We start from the raw sequence: 21,154 nt of genomic DNA on the forward strand, positions 1-21,154 counted from the left end.
CAGAGGTTGCTGCAGCGCGTGCGTTCCGCGCCGACGGGTTCGAGGTGGACGGGATCAGACAAGGGCGGATCGCGCCTCCGCTGCGCGGGAGGCGATGGCGTCGGTGAGACCGGAGGGACCGGCGGAGAGGATGCTGCGCGACTCGCTGACCACGAGCATCCGTGCAAGTTCGCCGTAGATTCGCGCGGCGTTCTCGTATCGGGCGCCCTGGTGACCGAAGCCGGGAGCGAGCACGGGCAGCACGGGCGTGACCGCGGAGGCGACGTCGATGCCGAAGGCGGGCAGGTCGAGGGTGGCGCCCAGGACGACGCCGATCGGTCCGATCGCCTCGCCGATCGCCGCGTTCTGCTCCGTCACATCATCGATGATGGCACGGGCCACCGACCGTCCCGAATCCGCATCGCGGGATCGTTGGATGACTGCCGCTTCCGGATTGCTGGTCGCCGCGAGCACGAAGAGCCCTTTGCCCGTTCGGGCGGCGAGCCGGACGGGCGAGGCGAGCGATCCGACGCCCTGGAACGCGGAGGTCGTCATCGCGTCGACCTCCAGCGGCGCGCCGGGCGTGAGCCACGCCTCGCCGTACGCCTCGACACTGCTTCCGACGTCGCCGCGCTTCACGTCGGCGATCACCAGCAGCCCTGTCCGCCGTGCGGCGGTCAGCACGTCTTCCAGCGCCGCGTAGCCTGCCGCCCCGAAACGTTCGAAGAACGCCACCTGCGGCTTGACGATCCCGATCCGGCCGGCGGCGGCATCGACCACGCGCAGACCGAACTCGCGCGCGCCGGCAGCGTCATCGCTCAGCCCCCAGTCGGCCAGCAGGTAGGAGTGCGGGTCGATGCCTACGCAGAGGGGGCCGTGCCCCCGGATCGCGGTGCTGAGGCGCGCGCCGAAACCGCCACTCGTAGCAGCATCCTCTGTGGCCTCCCGCGTCGCCTCCGCGTTGCCGTCTGCGACGGTCACGCCCGCTCCGCTCGGTCGATCGCGTACTGCTGCAGCGACCTGACGTCGAAGCCCTCGCGGATCGCGTCGATCGAGGCGACGGCCGCGCTGAGCTCGGCGATAGTGGTGAACAGGGCGATGTCGGCGGCGACTGCAGCAGCGCGGATCTCGTAGCCGTCAGCACGCGCGGAGCGTCCGCTCGGGGTGTTGACGACGATGTCGATCTCGCCCCGGTTGATCAGGTCGACGATGCTCGGCTGCCCTTCGTCTGCGGCCTCGCTGAACTTGCGCACTTTCTCGGTCGCGATGCCGTTGCGGGCCAGCACCTCCGTCGTTCCCTCGGTGGCGACCAGCTTGTAACCCTGTTGCGCCAGCCGCAGCGCGGGCAGCACGATCGACCGTTTGTCGCGGTCGCTTACCGAGACGAACACGGTGCCGCTCAACGGCATCCCGCCGTATGCAGCGGTCTGGCTCTTCGCGAACGCGCGCGGGAAGTCTCGATCGATGCCCATCACCTCGCCGGTCGAGCGCATTTCGGGACCGAGCACCGAGTCCACCATCTGGCCGTCGCGGGTGCGGAAGCGTTTGAACGGGAGCACGGCCTCCTTCACCGAGATCGGAGCGTCGAGCGGAACCACCGAGCCGTCCTGCACGGGCAGCAGACCGGCATCCTTCAGCGCGGCGATCGACTCGCCCACCATGATGCGGCTGGCCGCCTTGGCCAGCGGTATGCCCAGCGCCTTCGACACGAACGGCACCGTGCGGCTGGCCCGCGGGTTGGCCTCCAATACGTAGAGCACCCCGGCGGCGATGGCGAACTGCACGTTCAGCAGGCCGCGCACGCCGACGCCCTCGGCGATCTTCAATGTGGCTTCGCGCACCCGATCGATCTCGGCTCGGCCCAGCGTGACGGGCGGCAGCGTGCAGCTGGAGTCGCCGGAGTGGATGCCCGCCTCCTCGATGTGCTCCATGACGCCGCCGATGTAGAGCTCGTCTCCGTCGTACAGCGCGTCCACGTCGATCTCGGTCGCGTCGTCGAGAAACCGGTCGACGAGCAGCGGATGGCCGGGGCCGATGATCGCCTGGTCGGCGACGCGCTCGAAGTAGTCCTCGAGCGAAGGGGAATCGTACACGATCTCCATGCCACGGCCGCCGAGCACGTAGCTCGGCCGCACAAGCACGGGGAAGCCGATCTCGGCGGCGACCGCCTGCGCGCCGACGACGTCGTAGGCCGTGCCGTTACGGGGTGCGAGCAGGCCGGCGCTCTCCAGGATCTCGGCGAACAGCCCGCGCTCCTCCGCGAGGTCGATCGCGCCGGGCGACGTGCCGAGAATGGTCACCCCCGCCGCCTCGAGCCCCTTCGCGAGGCCCAGTGCGGTCTGGCCGCCGAGCTGCACGACCACGCCGACGAGTTCGCCGGACTGCGCCTCCGCGTGGATGACTTCGAGCACGTCCTCCAGTGTGAGCGGCTCGAAATACAACCGGTCGCTGGTGTCGTAGTCGGTGGAGACGGTCTCCGGGTTGCAGTTGATCATGATCGTCTCGAACCCGGCGTCGTGCAACGCGAACGACGCGTGCACGCACGAGTAGTCGAACTCCACGCCCTGCCCGATGCGGTTCGGTCCGGAGCCGAGGATGACGACCTTGCGCTTCTCGCTCGGCTCCACCTCGGTCTCCTGGTCGTAACTCGAGTAGTGGTACGGCGTGAGCGCCGGGAATTCGCCTGCGCACGTGTCGACTGTCTTGTACACCGGGCGCACACCGAGGATGTGCCGCACCTCGCGCACCTCGGCCTCGCCGAAGCCGCGCAGCTGGCCGATCTGGGCATCCGAGAAGCCGTGATCCTTCGCCAGCTGCATGGTCTCGGTGTCGAGCATGCCGGCGCCGGCGATCTCGTCGGCCACCTCGTTGATCAATGCGATCTGGTCGAGGAACCACGGGTCGATGCCGGTGGCGAGGTAGGCATCCTCGACGCTTGCGCCCTTGCGCAGCGCCTGCTGCACGGTGACGATGCGCCCGTCGGTCGGGGTGACGGATGTCTGCAGCAGCTCCTGAATGCTCCTCGGCTCCTCTCCCCAGTGAAAAGACGACCCGTTCTTCTCCAACGAGCGCAAGGCCTTCTGCAGGGCGCTCGTGAAACTGCGACCGATCGCCATCGCCTCGCCGACCGACTTCATGGTGGTGGTCAGCGTGGGGTCTGCGGCCGGGAACTTCTCGAACGCGAACCGCGGAACCTTCACGACCACGTAGTCCAGGGTCGGCTCGAAGCTCGCCGGCGTGACCTTCGTGATGTCGTTCGGGATCTCGTCGAGCCGGTAGCCGATCGCGAGCTTCGCCGCGATCTTCGCGATCGGGAAGCCGGTGGCCTTCGAGGCCAGTGCACTCGAGCGAGAGACCCGGGGGTTCATCTCGATGACGATGACGCGCCCGTCCTCCGGGTTCACGGCGAACTGGATGTTGCAGCCGCCGGTGTCGACACCGACGGCACGGATGATGTCGATGCCGATGTCGCGCAGCCGCTGGTACTCGCGGTCGGTGAGGGTCAATGCCGGAGCGACCGTGATCGAGTCGCCGGTGTGCACGCCGACCGGGTCGACGTTTTCGATGGAACAGACCACGACCGTGTTGTCGGCGGTGTCGCGCATGAGCTCGAGCTCGTACTCCTTCCAGCCGAGGATCGACTCCTCCAGGAGCACTTCGTGCGTCGGGGAGTCGTGCAGGCCGGCTCCACCGATGCGGCGAAGGTCGTCCTCGTCGTATGCGAAGCCGGACCCGAGACCACCCATCGTGAAGCTCGGGCGCACCACGAGCGGGTAACCGAGCTCCTCGGCTCCGGCGAGCAGCTCGTCCATGGTGTGGCAGATGCGGGATGCCGCGACATCCGCTCCGCACTCGATCACCAGCTCCTTGAAGATCTGACGGTTCTCGCCCTTCTCGATCGCGTCGACGTTGGCACCGATCAGCTCGACGCCGTACTTGTCGAGCGTGCCCGCCTTGAACAGCGCCATCGCGGCGTTGAGCGCGGTCTGGCCGCCGAGCGTGGGCAGGATGGCGTCGGGGTGCTCCTTGGCGATGATCGTCTCGATGACCTCGGGGGTGATCGGCTCGATGTAGGTGGCGTCGGCGAAATCGGGGTCGGTCATGATGGTCGCCGGGTTGGAGTTGACGAGGATGACGCGCACGCCGTCCTCGCGCAGCACGCGACACGCCTGGGTGCCCGAGTAGTCGAACTCGCATGCCTGGCCGATCACGATCGGGCCGGAGCCGATCACGAGAACGCTGGAGATGTCGTCGCGTTTGGGCATCAGTTGCCTTCCTCCTGGTCGTCGGTCTCACCGGGTGCGGCCGGGTCTCGATTCGCCGCTTCGCCGCTGCTCGACGTGCTTCGCTCGTGCTCACTCACAAGCTGCGCAAACCGGTCGAACAGATAGTTCGCGTCGTGCGGGCCGGCCGCCGACTCCGGGTGGTACTGCACGCTGAACGCCGGGATGTCCAGGCAGTTCAGGCCCTCGACGACGTTGTCGTTGAGGTCGTAGTGGCTCACCTCGACACGGCCGAACCCGGCCGCGGACTCGCTGATCTCCTCGAGCGGGGCGTCGACCGCGAAACCGTGGTTGTGCGCCGTGATCTCGACTCGTCCTGTCGCACGGTCCAGCACAGGCTGGTTGATGCCGCGGTGCCCGAACGGCAGCTTGTAGGTGCCGTAGCCGAGGGCGCGGCCGAGCAGTTGGTTGCCGAAGCAGATGCCGAAGTACGGAATGCCGCTTCGCAGCACGGTGCGCAGGAGTTCGACATGTTGATCGGATGCCGCCGGGTCGCCTGGCCCGTTCGAGTAGAACAGTGCGCTCGGCTGGAGCGCCATGATGTCGTCCGCTGTCGCGCTCTCGGGAAGCACGACGACGTCGAGGCCTCGCTCGGCGAGGTAGTTCAGCGTGCTGGTCTTCACGCCGAGGTCGAGCACGGCGACGGAACCGATCCGCTCGTTCTGGGCGGGAATCGTGTACTGCTCCGGAGTCGATACGACCGAGGAGAGGTTCAGCCCGCGCATGTCAGCGCCCCCGCGCACCAGGTCGAGCTGCTCGGGCGCGCTGAGCGCGGCATCCGCTCCGGAGAAGATGCCTGCGCGCATGGCGCCCGCCGATCGCAGATGCCTGGTGACGGCACGGGTGTCGATGGCGCTGATCCCGACGACGCCGTTCTCGGCCAGATCGTCGTCGAGGCTGCGCTGCGAACGGAAGTTCGAGACGATACGCGCCGGCTCGCGCACGGCGAACCCGGCGACCCAGATGCGCTTCGACTCCATGTCGTCGTCGTTCATGCCGGTGTTGCCGATGTGCGGCGCGGTCATGAGCACGATCTGGCCCGCGTACGACGGGTCGGTGAGCGTCTCCTGGTAGCCGGTCATTCCGGTGGCGAAGACCGCCTCGCCGAGAGTACGGCCGAGTGCGCCGTATCCGCGGCCCTCGTAGCGCGTGCCGTCTTCCAGCACGAGCACCGCAGGCTCGCGCCGTGAGGCGACGGCGCTCTCCGATGGTGCGGCCGGCTCGACGTGAGGTGCGTTCGGAGCCCCGGTCGGTGACGCGGGCGCCGGTTCGGACTTGCGCTCCTGCGCATCCGTCTCCTCGGCCGCCGTCTCCTCGGCTGCTCTCTCCTGTACCTCCTGCGGCGTCGTCTCGGTCGCCTCCTGCGGCGTCGTCTCCTCCGCGGCAGTGTCCTGTGCGCCTTCTTGGGCGAATTCTTCGTCTGACATGTCAGGCCTCGCTTCCGGTGGTCGTGTCGGGGGCGACGTCGTCGGCGCCGAGTGTGCCGTTCTGGCCGGGGTTCACGGGAGTGCCGGCGAGCGAGTGGATGCCCGCCACGAGTCGCCCTTGCTCCACCGCGTCCGCGGTGCGCAGGTAGGTGTCGATGACCGGGCCGTCGGCATCCGTCGCTCTGCTGCCACCCCCGCTGTGCCACGCCACGAGAACGAGTCCGTCGCGCTCCACGGTGCGGTCGATCGTCCACGTGGCGGTGCCGGCGCCGAGGATGGCGTTCGCGGCGATCGCCACGCTGCGCTCCCCCGGTGCGCTGATGGTGATGCCGCCGGCCGACACGGTCACCGTCGCATTCGCGCGGAATGCCAGCCCCGGCCCGACGACGCGGTCGAGCGGGTGGTCGTGGTGGGTACTTCCCACGTGCAGCGCCTTGACCGTGAGGAGGGTCTCCCCCGGCTCGGCAAGCGCGGTCGGAACCTCGATCGCCGAGTCGCGCCGGGCACGGCGCCGCCAGCCGACCCACATCCCCACGAAGATGAGCACGACGACTATCGCGATCAGCGCGGTGGGCCAGAGCTTATCCATGCAGGGCACTCTCTCTGCCGGCGACGGCCTCGTTCGCTCGGGACGCCGCCTCAGCGGCGAGCCGAGCCGCCTCGCCGACCTCGATCAGGCCGCTGTCGCGAACGGTTGCGGCGCCGTCGTGGAACGTCCAGACCACGCGGCCCGGCAATTCCCGGCCGAGGTACGGCGAGTTCACACCCTTGCCGGCCAGTCGGTCGAGGCCGAAGACCGCGCTCGGGTTCGGGTCGTACAAGGTGAGGTCGGCGCGCGATCCGGTCGCCACGGGCATCCCACGATCCACGCGTCCGATCCTGGCCGGGGTGTGCGACATCACGCGGGCGACGTCGGCCCAGCCCAGCAGCCCGGTGGCCACGACGGCCTGGTGCACGACGCTGAGCGCGGACTCGAGGCCGACCATGCCGTTGGCCGCGGCATCCCACTCGCAGTCCTTCGCCTCGATGGGGTGCGGGGCGTGGTCGGTGGCGACGATGTCGATCGTGCCGTCGGCGAGCGCCTCGCGCAGGGCGAGCACGTCCTCGTCGCGGCGAAGCGGCGGGTTCACCTTGTAGCGGGCGTCGTATCCGGCGACGAGGTCTTCGGTGAGCAGCAGATGGTGAGGCGTCGCCTCGGCTGTGACGTCGATGCCGCGCGCCTTCGCCCACCTGATGATGTCCACGGAGCCCGCCGTCGACACATGGCACACGTGCAGCCGGCTTCCCACGTGCTCCGCCAGCAGCACGTCCCGGGCGATGATCGATTCCTCGGCAACGGCAGGCCAGCCGGCGAGACCGAGTGTGCCGGAGAGCGCGCCCTCGTTCATCTGCGCACCGATCGTGAGCCGGGGTTCCTGCGCGTGCTGGGCGATCACGCCGTCGAACGCCTTGACGTACTCCAGCGCGCGGCGCATGAGCAGGGGGTCGGCCACGCACAGGCCGTCGTCGGAGAAGACGCGAACCCGTGCTCGGGATGCCGCCATGGCGCCGAGTTCCGCCAGCCGCTCCCCCGCCAGTGCGACCGTGACGGCACCGATCGGCTGCACCGTCGCATACCCGGCGGCGAGCCCGAGCGTCAGCTCCTGCTCGACGACGCCCGCCGTGTCGGCGACCGGCGACGTGTTCGCCATCGCGAACACCGTGGTGTAACCGCCGGCGGCGGCGGCACGAGTGCCGGTGAGCACCGTCTCGCTCTGCTCGAAGCCGGGCTCGCGCAGGTGGGTGTGCAGGTCGACCAGGCCGGGAAGGGCGATCAGCCCGGAGGCGTCGACGTGCGTGGCATCCTTCGATCCGGCGCGGGCATCCGCGCCGACGATCAGCGTTCCGTCGGCGATGAGGATGTCCGCGCGTCTGCCGTTCACATGCTGGCCGTGCGCGGTGTCGCCATGGGAAGTGTCGCCGTCGACCAGCATCGCGCCTTCGATGAAGAACCGTTCGCGTGACACCTAACCGACCTCCCGATCGCCTGACAGCAGCAGATAGAGCGCAGCCATGCGCACCCAGACGCCGCTCGCGACCTGGTCGCGCACCAGCGAGCGCGGTGAATCGGCGGCTGCGGCAGAGATCTCCAGACCTCTGATCATCGGGCCCGGATGCATCACCATCGTATCGGGCCGCAACCTGGCCAGACGCTCGGTGTCGAGGCCCCAGGTGCGCGAGTACTCCCGGGTATTGGGGAAGAACGCGGCGTTCATCCGCTCCGCCTGGATGCGCAGCAACATCACCACATCGGGCTCGTCGGCGATCGCACCGTCGAGGTCGTAGCCGATCGAGACCGGCCACCGCGCCGTGTCCACCGGCAGCAGGGTGGGCGGCGCCACGAGCGTCACGAGGGCGCCGAGCGTGTCGAGCAGCCACACGTTCGACCGAGCGACTCGGGAGTGCAGGATGTCCCCCACGATGACCACGCGCAGGCCGGCGAGGTCCTTGCCGCGGCTGGCGGCGCCGTACAGGCGCTTGCGCATGGTGAAGGCATCCAGCAGTGCCTGTGTCGGATGCTCGTGCGTGCCGTCGCCCGCATTGAGGATGCCTGCGTCGATCCAGCCGCTGGAGGCGAGCGTGTGCGGCGCACCCGATGCGGGGTGCCGCACGACGACCGCGTCCGCGCCGATCGCCGCGAGCGTCTGCGCCGTGTCCTTCAGGCTCTCGCCCTTGGACACGCTGGAGCCTTTCGCGCTGAAGTTGATGACGTCGGCGGACAGCCGCTTCGCCGCGGCCTCGAAGGAGATGCGGGTGCGGGTCGAGTCTTCGAAGAACAGGTTCACGACGGTCTTGCCGCGCAGGGTCGGGAGCTTCTTGACCTCGCGCGTGGAGACATCCGCCATGTCTTCGGCGATGTCCAGGACGCGCACCGCCGTGTCCCGGTCGAGGTCGCGCGTGGAGAGCAGGTGTCGCATCAGCGCGCCCCCTCTGCGCCTGCGGCGGGCGTGGCCGCGTCGCCGGCGCGGGCGTCGTCGGGGCCTGGTGCCATCTCGTCTGCGCTGGGTGCAGCATCCGGCGTCATGTCTCCGTCGATGGTGACGGCGTCTTCACCGTCCACCTCGGTGACCCGCACATTGATGCGCTCTCGTGTCGAGCTCGGCAGGTTCTTGCCCACGAAGTCGGCACGGATGGGGAACTCGCGGTGGCCCCGGTCCACGAGCACCGCCAGGCGCACGGCTCTGGCGCGGCCGAGGTCGCTGAGTGCGTCGAGCGCCGCGCGGATCGTGCGTCCGGAGAACAGCACGTCGTCGACCAGCACGACGGTCTTGCCGTCGATCGAGACCGGCACGCTCGTGGGCGATGGCGCACGAGTCGGATGCTTCGACAGATCATCGCGGTACATCGTCACGTCGAGCGACCCCACCGGCGGCGCGGCGCGGTCTTCGATGCGGGCGATCGTGGCGCCGATGCGCTCGGCAAGGGCAACTCCGCGGGTGGGGATGCCGAGAAGCACGAGATCGGCGGATCCCCGGTTGGACTCCAGGATCTCGTGTGCGATCCGAGTCAACGCCCGGGCGATGTCAGCCTGCTGCAGCACGTTGCGTGCGCTCATGCCGACTCCCTTCCCCGCCTCACAGGACGGCCTTAAAGGTTGTCAAACTCGCACAAGCCTATCAGTGGTGCGGGTCGCACTTGAGCACTCGAGTCGTCAGGGCTTCGCCAGATGACCCGCGTTGAACTGCAGATGTGGCTGTAAGAGGTGGGGTTTGTGACCAACTCTGCAGTTCAAACTTCTGGGCGGCACTGGTTTGGATGTTGCTCGGGTCCGGTGGTCACGATCCGAATCCATCTGCGACGGCCTGTAGTCGACTCCGGTAGTGCGCCCACCACTGGTCATCGTGGTCGGGCAGGTTCGCGTTGTTGCTGCGCAGGCCGGCAGCGCCGTCGATGAGCTCGCGCACGATGTCCGCGTGTCCCGCATGACGAGCGGTCTCGTTGATCATGTGCGTGACGATCTGGCGCAGGGTGACGTCGCGGCGTTCCCTTGGCCACCATGGGACCGTGCCATGCGCGTCGAGACTGAGGTCTTCGATCGTGGCGTTGGAGAACGACTGCACGTCGCGATACAGATTCCGCACCCAGTCGCGGCTCTCATCCGCGGTCGCCCACATGTCGGCGTTGTCTTCCGAACCTTCGTCGATCCAGGGCATGGGGATGCCGCCGTTCCGGCCGAAGACCTCTCCGAAGTACCCGTATTCCGTACCGGCCACGTGCTTGACGATGCCGAGCAGATTCGTTCCGGTGCGCGTCATGGGCGATCGCACCTGCCGTTCGTCGAGCCCGTCGAGCTTCCACAGCAGGGCATCCCGCGCCGACTGCAGATAGCCGACGAGCATGGCCTTCTCACTCCGGTCATCCATCACCGAACCGACACTACGTGACGCACTCGGTTCCGACACGAACGTCGCCGAGAGCGATTCCAGGTCCGACGTGCTTCGGGCGACCGCTGGAAGCTGCCCTGGAACGGACGCTGGATCCTCTGTCGAACCGGTGCTGGGTCCGCCATTCCCCTTCCCGACATGCGCGCGTCGAGGATCCACACGCGTGGCGCGACGACCCTTGCGATGAATCCGGCCGACCGCAAGCGGGCTCGTCCTCTGCGCGATGGAGCGGCCGTTCCGATGGAACTGCGCTACTTGCCGCCGTCGCCGATGAAAGCAAGCAGCGCCTTCGTGTCCGTGATGCTGCCGCCGTACTTGTGACCGTTCACGAGCACAGTCGGTGTGGCCTTGATCGTCTTAATGTCTGCGCCGGGGATCGGGCCGTTCAACGCGGATTGCGTGTTCTGCGTCAGCCAGCTCGCATACCGATTCGAGGTGATGCACGAATCGGCGGATGTCGCGCCCACGCTGTGCGCCAGAGACTTGAGCTTCGCGTCGGTGAGGCCCGACGACCCCTCCTCCGGCTGGTTATCGTAGAGCGCCGAGAGGTAGGTCAGCGTGGCCTTCGGGTCGGATGCCGCAACGCATGTGAGCGCGCTCCCTGCCCGCGACGAGTAGTTCGTGCCCTGCGAGTTCGGATCGAGGAAGTTCAGCGGATGCACGCGCAACGTGATCGTGCCGTCGTTCACCTTTTGCGCGAGCGCGCGACCGTTCGCCCGTTCGAACTCACCGCAGTACGGACACATCGGGTCGATGTACGTGTCGACGGTGGTCTTGCCGTCGCCCACCACGAGAGCGCCGGAGTCGAAATCCGCGGCTCCGGTCACGCCGGTGGGCAGGCTCGTCGTCTGACGCTCCGGGCTGCCGCCTGTCGTCGCGGCGGGTGCGGATGCGGAACACGCAGCGAGCAGTATGCCGGTGGCCATGATGAGCAGCGCTGCTCCCGAACGCCGTGCCAGTGAGCGTTTCATGTCAGAAGTTCTCCTCCGGGTGATGCGCCGTTGAGCCGATGCGCTGGGGACCGACGCTCCGTGGGCCGAACGACGGGTTCTCCGCCCGGCCGAGGTCGTCAGTGCGCGACGGCCGACCCGATCTTGGCCAACAGGCCGTTCACGAACTTGGCGGAGTCGTCTGTCGAGAGGATGGTGGCCTGCTCGACCGCCTCCGAGATCGCGACACCGTCGGGGATCGACGGGTTGTGCAGCAACTCCCACACGCCCATCCGCAGGATCGCGCGGTCGACGGCGGGCATCCGGTCCAGCGTCCAGCCCTGGGCATAGGTCTGGATCAGCTCGTCGATCTCGTCACTGTGATCGATGACGCCATCGACGATCTCACGCGCGTACAGCCACGACGCCTCACGTGCCGGCTCCTGCGCGGCGCGTTCTGCCTCGGCCGCGAGCGCCCGGGCATACGGGATGCCGCGCACATCGGCGCTGTACAGCATGTCGATGGCGCGCTTGCGCGCCTTGCTTCGAGCACTCATTCCGTCGCTGGTGCCTAATCGTTGACGCGGCCGAGGTACTCGCCGGTGCGCGTGTCGACCTTGACCTTCGTGCCGGTCTCCAGGAACAGCGGTACCTGGATCTGGTAGCCGGTCTCGACCGTGGCCGGCTTGGTGCCACCGGTCGAGCGGTCACCCTGCAGCCCGGGCTCGGTGTAGGTGATCTCGAGAACGACGGATGCCGGCATCTCGACGTAGAGCGGGTTGCCGTTGTTCGTCGCGATGGTGACGTTCTGGTTCTCCAGCATGAAGTTGGCGGCATCGCCGACGATCGTGCCGGCCACCGTGAACTGGTCGTAGTCGCTGGTGTCCATGAACACGAAGCCGTCACCGTCGCTGTACAGGTACTGGTACTCGCGGCGGTCGACGTTCTCGAACTCGAGCTTGGTTCCCGCGTTGTACGTGCGGTCGACGACCTTGCCGCTCACGACGTTCTTGAGCTTGGTGCGCACGAACGCTCCGCCTTTGCCCGGCTTGACGTGCTGGAACTCGATCACGGTCCAGAGCTGGCCGTCGATGTTGAGGACGGCGCCATTGCGGATGTCGGCGGTGTCGGATGCCATGCGTGAAGATCCTTCGAAGGGGTGAGAAAGAGGAAGCCGTACGGTCAAGGAACCCTGGAAGGTGCCGACCATCAGCCGATTCTATCGGGTGCGACGGCGGGAGTTCGCTTGGAACGGATCTCAGCCCTCGGCGCGACCCGTGATCACCTCGACGAGTTTCGCGACGGCGGTGGCGTACCCCGGCACGCCCTCTCCGATCACGTGCACGGCGGAGACGTCGCGAACGTAGGAGAAGCGACGGAACTCCTCGCGTGCGTTGACGTCGGAGATGTGCACCTCCGCGACGGGCAAGGCGACGCTGGAGAGGGCATCCCGCAGCACGACGGAGGTGTGCGTCAGGCCGCCCGGGTTGATGACGATGCCGGAGCAGTCCTCGCGGGCAGCGTGTATCGCGTCGATCAGCACGCCCTCATGGTTGCTCTGCACCGACCGCACGCCGAATCCGTGCTCGGCGGCGGTGCGTTCGACGAGCGAGACGACGTCGGCGAGCGTCTCGGTGCCGTAGATCTCCGGTTGGCGAACTCCGAGCAGGTTGAGGTTCGGCCCGTTCACCAGTAGCAGTCGCCGAGCGGTGTTCGTCGGCGCAGTCACGAACCGATCTCCTGGTAAGCGGCGAACAGCAGGCTGGGATCCGGTGCCTGCATGATGGTCGGCCGGGCGATGTCGTCGAGCACGATGAACCGCAGGGTGTTCCCGCGTGTCTTCTTGTCGCGGCGCATGGTCGCCAGCAGCGTCTCCCAGCGGCCTGTGGGATACGTGATCGGCAGTGTGAGGGAGGTGAGGATGCTCCGGTGCCGGTCGACGACGTCGTCGTGCAGCCGGCCGCTGAGCCTGGCGAGTTCCGCGGCGTAGACCATGCCCACGGAGACGGCCGCTCCGTGCCGCCACTGGTACCTCTCGGTGTGTTCGATGGCGTGACCGAGCGTGTGCCCGTAGTTGAGGATCTCCCGCAGCCCCGCTTCGCGGAAGTCCTCGCTGACGACCTTCGCCTTCATGTCGATCGCGAGTTCCATGTTGCGGCGGAACACCGGGCTGTGCGGATCGGTCGAGCCGTCCAGGTCCCGCTCCACGTTGCCGAGGATCTCCGGCGCCCAGATGAACCCGGCCTTCACCACCTCTGCGTACCCGGCGAGCACGTCGTTGCGGGGAAGAGCCTCGAGTGTGTCGAGGTCGCAGATCACACCGACCGGCGCATAGAACGCTCCGACCAGGTTCTTGCCCTCGGCCGTATTGATGCCGGTCTTGCCGCCGATGGCAGCGTCGACCATGCCGAGTACGGTCGTCGGAATCTGCACCAGCTTCACGCCGCGCAACCAGGTGGCGGCGACGAAGCCCGCGAGATCCGTGGCCGCCCCTCCCCCGAAGCCGACCACGGCGTCGCTGCGCGTGAAATCCGCCTGGCCCATGATCTGCCAGCAGAACGCGGCGACCTCGACGCGCTTGGCGGCCTCGGCATCCGGGACCTCTGCCAACAGAACCTCGTAACGCTCGGCCAGGCTCTCGCGCAGCTCTGCGGCGGCGGCGGCGAGCGTCGGCTGATGCACGACCAGTACCCGACGTACGTCGGGGCCGAGCAACTCGTCGGCATCGAAACGGATGCCTCGCCCCACCCGGATGCCGTACTCGTTCGCTCCGGTCACCTTCAGCATCGTCGTCTCCGTTGCCGCATCCCGGGCCGCGCTGTTCTCGCTCATGCGTCCTTCCGTTCCGTTCGTTCGCACCACCGAGCGATCTCCTCCACGATTGTGGAGATCGGTCGCCGTGACGTGTCTGCCCGGTAGTCGGCGAGCGATTCGTAGAGCGGCATCCGTTCCGCCACGAGCGCTTGCCATGAATCGATGCCCTGTATCAGCGGCCGTTTGCCATCGTCGATACGCGCGGCGACCGCCTCAGCGCTGACCGTGAGCAGCACGACGCTGACACGCTCGAGGTCGTGCTGCGTTCGTTCATCGAGCACCGCTCCTCCGCCGACCGAGACGACTCCTCCGGTGGCCAACGCACGAACCACTGCGTCGCGTTCCAGCGCACGGAATTCCGACTCGCCCCGATCGGCGAAGATCTGGGCGATCGGACCGTGATCTCGCACGATCGTCGAGTCCGTGTCGACGTACGGCACGTCGAGCCGACGAGCGAGCCGCCTCCCGATCCTGCTCTTGCCGGCGGCAGGCGGACCGATGAGCACCACTGTCACGCGCGCACGGTCTCGGTACGCAAGGCGGAGGGAATCGCGTCGAGGTACGCGCGCACGTTGCGCTGCGTCTCCGGCAGCGAGTCCCCGCCGAACTTCTCCAGCACGGCGTCCGCCAGCACGAGCGCCACCATCGCCTCGGCGACGACACCGGCAGCGGGAACCGCGCACACGTCGGAGCGTTGGTGATGTGCGGGCGCTGCGTCTCCGGTGGCGACGTCGATGGTGCGCAGAGCGTGCGGAACCGTCGCGATCGGTTTCATGCCGGCTCGCACGCGCAGCAGCGACCCTGTGGTCATGCCGCCCTCGGTTCCGCCGGCCTTGTCACTGGTGCGCGAGATGGTCTCACCGTCGGTGACGAGCTCGTCGTGAGCGGCAGTTCCGCGCCGTCGTGTCGTCTCGAACCCGTCGCCCACTTCGACGCCCTTGATGGCCTGGATGCTCATCAGCGCCTGCGCCAGCCGCCCGTCGATCCTGCGGTCCCAGTGCACGTGCGAGCCGAGTCCGGCGGGAACCCCGTATGCGAGCACCTCGACGACCCCGCCGAGGGTGTCGCCGTCCTTGTGCGCGGCATCCACCTCGGCCACCATGAGTGCAGAGGTGGATGCGTCGAAGCAACGCAGCGGATCCGCGTCGAGGGCGTCGACGTCGGACGGCTTCGGAAGCGACGCATCCTCCGGCACGCGCACCGGCCCGATCGCCAACGTATGACTGACGGTCGTGATGCCGAGTTCGGCGAGGAACGACTTCGCGACGGCGCCGAGCGCGACCCGTGCAGCCGTCTCGCGTGCGCTCGCCCGTTCGAGAACAGGCCGCGCTTCATCGAACCCGTACTTCTGCATGCCGACCAGATCGGCGTGACCGGGGCGCGGCCTGGTCAGTGCGGCACCGCGGCCCGTTGCCAGCTTCTCGGCGTCGACCGGTTCGGGGCTCATCACCTCAGCCCACTTGGGCCACTCGGTGTTGCCGATGCGCAGGGCTATCGGGCCGCCCATGCTGAAGCCGTGACGAACCCCGCCGGAGAGCGCCAGTTCGTCCTGCTCGAACTTCATGCGGGCGCCGCGGCCGTACCCGAGCTTGCGACGTGCGAGATCGGCACGCACGGCATCCAGCGAGACGGGCACGCCCGCCGGTAGACCCTCGAGTATGGCCACCAGTTCAGGGCCGTGCGATTCTCCTGCGGTGAGCCAACGAAGCATGCGTCAATTCTGGCATGCAGGCACCGGCCGGCCTGCCACTGCCGCCACGCGCGGATTCGCCTCAGACGGGACGACCGGATGCCTCCAGTCCGACCGCCGCGAGCATCGCGGCGAGTACGCGCGGCTCGTCGGGCAGATGCTGCTCCGGATCGCCGGTCACGAAGATCCGCACCTGCAGGAGCGCCTGGTGAACGAGCATCGCGAGGCCGGAGAGCACGTTCGGCCGGGTATGCGCGGCGTTGGCCACAGCGTTCCACTCCGCGACGATTCGAGTAGGCCACGGGTCGTACGCGACATCGAGCAGCAGGACGCCCTCCCGTGCCGCCTGCTCCACCGCGCTCGAACGCACCAGCCGCTCCGCCGTTCCGCCGGCCCCGGCCTGCCCGGGAAGAGTGCTGACCACCAGGTCCGGCCGTCTGGCAACGCGATCGCTGAAGCGTGCGATGAGCACCCGGAGCCCCACCGCTCTGCCCAGCGCGACGAGATGTTCGGCGCGAGCCGGCTCTCGCACCTGAACGATGGCCTCGGCGGCGCCGAGTTCCGCGGAGGCGACGATGGCGGAGGCTGCGGTCGCGCCGCCTCCCCAGACCAGCACGGATCGCGCGGCCGACGTGCCGGCGGCGACCAGCGCCCGCACGATTCCTGCCACATCCGTGTTGAAACCGTGCAGAATCCGCTCGCCATGCTCATCGGCATCGAACAGGATCGTGTTCGCCGCGCCGGTGAGCCGTGCCGTTTCATCGAGTGTGGCGACGAGCGGCAGCACCGACTGTTTGAGCGGCATGGTCAGCGAGAGTCCGCGCCAGGCATCCGGCCTGTCGTGCACGAAGTCGGCGAGCTCGTCCGGTGCGATTTCGGCCCGTTCGTAACTCCAGGGCAGACCGAGCACCCGGTATGCGGCATCGTGCAGGTCGGGCGACTTCGAATGCGCGATCGGCGAGCCCAGCACGGCCAGCTCGCGACCCCCGTCACTTGCAGTAAGCATCGTTCGCCGGGCTCGCGTTGCACCAGTCCTGGAGCTGCTGCACGGCCTGCTCGTGCTGCTGCTCGGTCTGGGAGAACACGGTCTCGCCGGTCTTGAGGTTCACCGCCACGAAGAACAGCCATGGTCCGGGCGTCGGGTTCAGCGCCGCCTTGATCGCATCGTCTCCCGGGTTCGAGATCGGTCCGACCGGGAGGCCCTGGTGCGCGTAGGTGTTGTACGGATTCGAGGTGTCCGCGCGCTGCGCATCCGTGGTGAAAACAGTCTTCACGCCGGCGCCGTACGCCACCGTCGCATCGGACTGCAGGTCCATACCCGTGTCGATACGGTTCTGGAACACCCTTGCCACCTTGCCCATATCGGGGACGCTGCCCGCCTCCTTCTGCACGATGGAAGCGAGGATGACGGTGCTGTACCGCTTGTCAGCCGGCACGCCATCGGCGTCCAGGGCCTGGAACGAGCGATCGACCAACGTCTTGATCACGGTCTTCGCGTCGACCCCAGGGTCGAACGTGTAGGTCGCCGGGAACAGGAACCCCTCAAGGTTCGGCGCCTGCGCAGGAAGCCCGAAGTCTGCAGGCTTCGCGGCAGCCTGAAGGTCGGCGAGCGGGACGCCGGTCGTCTTGGCCAGCGCGGGAAGGATGCTCGCCTCGGTGTCACCCTCCACGATCGTCAGGGTGCGCTCCAGTCTGTTCTTCGGGTCTTGCAGTGCGGCCAGTGCGGCCTTGGAGCTCATCTGCTTCTTCACCTTGTAGACGCCCGGCTGGAACACCGGGTCGGGCTTCGTGTGCAGCAGGAGCGTGTAGAACGCGTCGGTGGTCTTGACCACCCCGGCCTTCGCCAGGGTCGCGGCGATGTCGGACCCGTTGTCGCCGTCGTGAATCGTGATGTCCACGGGGGTCGTGCCCGACCCCGTGTAGTCGTTCGGTTCGCTCAGGGCCAGCAGCTTGCGCACCTCGGGCTGGAATGCGTTCCAGACGTAGGCGCCGGCGCCGCCGAGCAGAGCGAGGATGACCAGGGTGACGACGGCCACGACCAGCCGCCGGCGCTTCTTCCTGGGTCGTGGCCCACGGGCATCCGTCGGATAGTCGAGGCTCGACCATGCTTTCGTCTCGCCTCGGCCGGGTGCCCTGCGTCCGCCGCCGGACACCTCGTCGTCATCGGTGGCACGGTCGTCGCCCAGCGCACCCCAGAAGGTCTCTTCGAGGGCTGCTTCCGGCTCTGAGCTCGCCTGTTGCCCTTGAGCACCGCGTTCTTGAGCACCGCGTTCTTGAGCCCCGCGTTCTTGCGCACCGGGCTCCTGCGCACCGGGCTCCCGAGTCAAGCGCTCCTGTGCGCCACGCTCGCGGGCCTCGCGCTCACGCGCTTCGCGTCGGGTCAGCGGAGCGCGCTCGGAGTCGAGCGACGGCTCCGACGGAGGGGTACCTGGCGGGAGGGGTTGCGTCACGATGAGGGTCCAATGCTGGGGGCCGCGAGCTCGCCTGGGGGCCTGCCGGTGGAACGTTCGGCGTCGAGTGCGTGCTGCAGAATGACCGTGGCAGCCGCCTGATCGACTACGGAACGGGAATTCCGAGTGCTGCGCCCCGACGCCCTGAGCGCGGACTGGGCGGAGACCGTCGACAGCCGTTCGTCGACGAGCCGCACCGGAATGCCGCACACGTCGGCCAGCCGGGAGGCGAAGGCCACCGCGTCGTCCGTCGACGCTGTGTGAGCGCCGGAGAGCGAGAGCGGAAGGCCGACGATAGCCTCGACGGCTCCGAATTCCGTGGCAAGCTCCTGAATCCGGGTGATGTCGCTACCGTCGCCGGCGCGTGGCACCGTCTCAACAGGCAACGCCAGCATCCCGTCCGGATCGCTGCGGCTCACGCCGATCCGCGCTCTCCCCACGTCAACACCGACGCGTACCCCTGCGCGCACGCCGCTGTTATCCGACCGCCGAATGCACGGATGCCAGAGCCGCCTCGACCGCGCCGGCATCGGACCCGCCGCCCTGCGCGAGGTCGTCCTTGCCTCCCCCGCCGCCACCGAGCACGGATGCCGCGCGCTTCGCGAGGGGGCCGGCCTTCACACCGGCATCGCGTGCCGCCTGGTTCGTCGCGACGATCACGATCGGACGCTCGGCGGCCACCGCCGCCAGCGCCACGACTGCCGCATCCGAGCCGAGGCGTTCGCGCACCGTCGTGGCGAGCATCCGCAGGTCGTCGGCGGAGCCGAGCGTGCCGACGCTCTGAGCGACCAGGCGCACGGTACCGACGCGCTCCGCCTTCTCGACGAGTGAGGGGACGCGATCGAGCACGACGCGCGCCTCGAAGCCCGCGATCTTCTTCTCTGCCGCCTTCAGGCTGCTGACGAGGTCGTCGATGCGCTGCGGGAGCTGTTCGCGCGGCGTCTTCAGCATCCCGCTCAGTTGCGATACGAGGGTGCGCTCTGCTGCGAGGTCGCGGAACGCCTCGATGCCGACCAGCGATTCGACGCGACGGTTGGTGGAACCGACGGACGACTCGCTGATGAGGTTGATCATGCCGATCTCGGAGCTCGACGACACGTGCGTGCCGGCGCACAGTTCACGCGACCACTGGCCGCCGATGTCGACGACCCGTACCACGTCGCCGTACTTCTCACCGAACAGCGCCATCGCGCCCATCGCCCGAGCCTCATCCAGAGGCAGCTCCCGCGTCACCACCTCGAGGTCGTCGCGGATCGCGTTGTTGGAGATCTCCTCGATCTCGCTCCGTGTCTCGGCGGACAGGCCCTGATTCCACGAGAAGTCCAGGCGCAGGTAGCCGGCCTTGTTGTAGGAGCCGGATTGGTGCGCGTTCGGCCCGAGCACCTGACGCAACGCGGCATGGATGATGTGGGTACCGGAGTGCGCCTGTCGCGCGCCCCTGCGATAGTCCGCATCCACCACGCTCGTCGCAGGCACGTCGACACCCACCTCGCCTCGCGTGACCTGCACGGTGTGGCTGATCAGCCCCTTGACCGGCTTCTGCACGTCGAGCACCTCGAGCTCGTAGCCAGGGCCGAGGATGACACCCTGGTCGGCATCCTGGCCGCCCGACTCTGCGTACAGCGCGGTCTCAGCGAGGATGACCTCGGCGAGCTGTCCCTCGGATGCCCGTGGCACGGGTGCGCCGTCGACGAGGATGCCCAGCACTCGCGACTGGGTCTGCAACTCGTCGTATCCGGTGAAGACGGTCTCGCCCTTGCCGCGCAGCTCGCTGTACACCGACAGGTCGGCCAGCTGACGCTTCTTCGCCTTCGAGTCGGCCTTCGCCCTCGCCTTCTGCTGCGACATCAGCATGTCGAAGGCGGCACGGTCGACGGTCAGCCCGGCCTCCTCCGCCATCTCCAGTGTGAGATCGATCGGGAAGCCGTACGTGTCGTGCAGCAGGAATGCGGTGTCGCCGGCGAGCTGGGACTCGCCCGAGGAACGCGTGTTCTCCACCGCCGTGTCGAGGATGGTGGTGCCGCTGGCCAGCGTGCGCAAGAAGGTGTCTTCTTCAGAGAACGCCAGGTGAGAGATGCGGGCGTAGTCGTTCTCGACCTCGGGGTAGGTGGACTTCATCGCATCCCGTGACGCCGCGAAGAGCGTCGGGAAGGTGGCTGTCTCCACCCCGAGCAAGCGCATCGACCTAACGGTGCGGCGCATGAGTCGGCGCAGGATGTACCCGCGCCCTTCGTTCGAGGGCGTGACGCCGTCCGACATCAGCATCAATGCACTGCGTACGTGGTCGGCGACCACGCGCATTCTCACATCGTCTTCGTGGTGTGCACCGTAGGTCTTGCCCGACAGCTGCGCGGCGCGGTCGAGAACCGGCCGGATCTGGTCGATCTCGTAGATGTTCTCCACACCTTGCTTGAGGAATGCGACTCGCTCGAGGCCCATGCCGGTGTCGATGTTCTTCTTCGGCAGCTCGCCGAGGATCTCGAAGTCGGTCTTGCCGCTCCCCTCGCCGCGCAAGTACTGCATGAAGACGAGGTTCCAGATCTCGACGTACCGGTCGTCGTCGGTGGCCGGACCGCCATCGATGCCGTATTCCGGCCCGCGGTCGAAGAAGATCTCCGAACACGGTCCTGCGGGACCGGGGACGCCGGTCGACCAGTAGTTGGTGTCCATGCCCAGTCCCTGGATGCGGTCATCCGGCAGTCCGGCGACCTCCTTCCAGTATCCGCGCGCCTCGTCGTCGTCTTCGAAGACCGTGACCCACAGATCCTTCGGGTCGAACCCGAGTCCCCCCTCGTCCTCCGACGTGGTCAGAAGCTCCCAGGCGTACCGGATCGCTTCCTTCTTGAAGTAGTCGCCGAACGACCAGTTGCCGAGCATCTGGAAGAACGTGCCATGCCGCGGCGTCTTGCCGACCTCGTCGATGTCGAGCGTGCGGATGCACTTCTGCGAGTCGGCCGCACGCGGGTACGGTGCGGGAACGAGGCCGGTGAGATAGGGAACGAAAGGCACCATGCCGGCGATCGTGAAGAGCAGTGTGGGGTCGTCGCTGACGAGCGACGCCGACGGAACGATCGTGTGGCCGCGCTCGGCGAAGAAGTCGAGGAAGCGACGACGGATCTCTGCCGTCTGCAGGGGGGCTGTCGACAGTGGGGCGGTCT

General features: G+C 67.9%; 19 protein-coding genes. All 19 read right to left on the minus strand.

All coding sequences use genetic code 11. From position 1 onward, the window contains the following. Nucleotides 1-54 precede the first annotated feature (54 nt). The 19 genes from pyrF to alaS all read right to left on the minus strand — a co-directional run bounded on the left by pyrF (nt 55) and on the right by alaS (nt 21,128). Nucleotides 55-960: a beta/alpha barrel domain-containing protein gene (gene pyrF, locus ACYVDK_RS04645; RefSeq protein WP_460518643.1), complete on the minus strand. Its 906-nt coding sequence runs from the start codon at nt 958-960 to the stop codon at nt 55-57. Next, nucleotides 957-4,244, minus strand: a complete 3,288-nt coding sequence (gene carB / locus ACYVDK_RS04650; protein ID WP_460518645.1) for a carbamoyl phosphate synthase large subunit — start codon at nt 4,242-4,244, stop codon at nt 957-959. The genes pyrF and carB overlap by 4 nt, the downstream gene beginning before the upstream one ends. Then, nucleotides 4,244-5,434 (minus strand): glutamine-hydrolyzing carbamoyl-phosphate synthase small subunit, encoded by a 1,191-nt coding sequence (gene carA, locus ACYVDK_RS04655; RefSeq protein WP_460518956.1) that lies wholly within the window; start codon nt 5,432-5,434, stop codon nt 4,244-4,246. The genes carB and carA overlap by 1 nt, the downstream gene beginning before the upstream one ends. 256 nt (nt 5,435-5,690) lie before the next feature. Then, the gene (locus ACYVDK_RS04660; protein ID WP_460518647.1) at nt 5,691-6,278 is read right to left on the minus strand and encodes a PH-like domain-containing protein; all 588 of its coding nucleotides are present in this window, start codon (nt 6,276-6,278) and stop codon (nt 5,691-5,693) included. Beyond that, nucleotides 6,271-7,662: a dihydroorotase gene (locus tag ACYVDK_RS04665; protein ID WP_460518958.1), complete on the minus strand. Its 1,392-nt coding sequence runs from the start codon at nt 7,660-7,662 to the stop codon at nt 6,271-6,273. Before ACYVDK_RS04665 ends, ACYVDK_RS04660 begins: the two co-directional genes overlap by 8 nt. Nucleotides 7,663-7,695: 33 nt before the next feature. Next, nucleotides 7,696-8,646, minus strand: coding sequence for an aspartate/ornithine carbamoyltransferase family protein (locus ACYVDK_RS04670; protein ID WP_460518650.1), 951 nt, complete (start codon nt 8,644-8,646; stop codon nt 7,696-7,698). After that, nucleotides 8,646-9,284, minus strand: a complete 639-nt coding sequence (pyrR, locus tag ACYVDK_RS04675) for a bifunctional pyr operon transcriptional regulator/uracil phosphoribosyltransferase PyrR (RefSeq protein ID WP_460518653.1) — start codon at nt 9,282-9,284, stop codon at nt 8,646-8,648. Before pyrR ends, ACYVDK_RS04670 begins: the two co-directional genes overlap by 1 nt. 220 nt (nt 9,285-9,504) lie before the next feature. Further along, nucleotides 9,505-10,092, minus strand: a complete 588-nt coding sequence (locus tag ACYVDK_RS04680; RefSeq protein ID WP_460518656.1) for a DinB family protein — start codon at nt 10,090-10,092, stop codon at nt 9,505-9,507. 272 nt (nt 10,093-10,364) lie between these two features. Then, complete coding sequence (locus ACYVDK_RS04685; RefSeq protein ID WP_460518659.1) at nt 10,365-11,084, minus strand: DsbA family protein; 720 nt, start codon at nt 11,082-11,084, stop codon at nt 10,365-10,367. Nucleotides 11,085-11,182: 98 nt separating this feature from the next. Continuing rightward, nucleotides 11,183-11,599, minus strand: a complete 417-nt coding sequence (gene nusB, locus ACYVDK_RS04690) for a transcription antitermination protein NusB (protein ID WP_460518662.1) — start codon at nt 11,597-11,599, stop codon at nt 11,183-11,185. A 14-nt stretch (nt 11,600-11,613) separates the two neighbouring features. Further along, nucleotides 11,614-12,180: an elongation factor P gene (gene efp, locus ACYVDK_RS04695; RefSeq protein WP_460518665.1), complete on the minus strand. Its 567-nt coding sequence runs from the start codon at nt 12,178-12,180 to the stop codon at nt 11,614-11,616. Between the two features lie 120 nt (nt 12,181-12,300). Next, the gene (locus ACYVDK_RS04700; protein ID WP_460518668.1) at nt 12,301-12,771 is read right to left on the minus strand and encodes a type II 3-dehydroquinate dehydratase; all 471 of its coding nucleotides are present in this window, start codon (nt 12,769-12,771) and stop codon (nt 12,301-12,303) included. Continuing rightward, nucleotides 12,768-13,874: a 3-dehydroquinate synthase family protein gene (gene aroB / locus ACYVDK_RS04705; protein ID WP_460518671.1), complete on the minus strand. Its 1,107-nt coding sequence runs from the start codon at nt 13,872-13,874 to the stop codon at nt 12,768-12,770. The genes ACYVDK_RS04700 and aroB overlap by 4 nt, the downstream gene beginning before the upstream one ends. Further along, nucleotides 13,871-14,371, minus strand: coding sequence for a shikimate kinase (locus tag ACYVDK_RS04710; protein ID WP_460518674.1), 501 nt, complete (start codon nt 14,369-14,371; stop codon nt 13,871-13,873). The genes aroB and ACYVDK_RS04710 overlap by 4 nt, the downstream gene beginning before the upstream one ends. Next, on the minus strand, nt 14,368-15,567 hold the full coding sequence (gene aroC, locus ACYVDK_RS04715; RefSeq protein ID WP_460518677.1) for a chorismate synthase: 1,200 nt from the start codon (nt 15,565-15,567) through the stop codon (nt 14,368-14,370). The genes ACYVDK_RS04710 and aroC overlap by 4 nt, the downstream gene beginning before the upstream one ends. Nucleotides 15,568-15,628: 61 nt before the next feature. Then, nucleotides 15,629-16,552: a shikimate dehydrogenase family protein gene (locus tag ACYVDK_RS04720; protein WP_460518680.1), complete on the minus strand. Its 924-nt coding sequence runs from the start codon at nt 16,550-16,552 to the stop codon at nt 15,629-15,631. Further along, on the minus strand, nt 16,536-17,996 hold the full coding sequence (gene mltG / locus ACYVDK_RS04725; protein ID WP_460518683.1) for an endolytic transglycosylase MltG: 1,461 nt from the start codon (nt 17,994-17,996) through the stop codon (nt 16,536-16,538). The genes ACYVDK_RS04720 and mltG overlap by 17 nt, the downstream gene beginning before the upstream one ends. Continuing rightward, complete coding sequence (ruvX, locus tag ACYVDK_RS04730) at nt 17,993-18,466, minus strand: RuvX/YqgF family protein (protein WP_460518686.1); 474 nt, start codon at nt 18,464-18,466, stop codon at nt 17,993-17,995. The genes mltG and ruvX overlap by 4 nt, the downstream gene beginning before the upstream one ends. 7 nt (nt 18,467-18,473) lie before the next feature. After that, on the minus strand, nt 18,474-21,128 hold the full coding sequence (gene alaS, locus ACYVDK_RS04735; RefSeq protein ID WP_460518961.1) for an alanine--tRNA ligase: 2,655 nt from the start codon (nt 21,126-21,128) through the stop codon (nt 18,474-18,476). Nucleotides 21,129-21,154 lie beyond the last annotated feature (26 nt).

This window comes from Humibacter antri, from assembly GCF_054777235.1.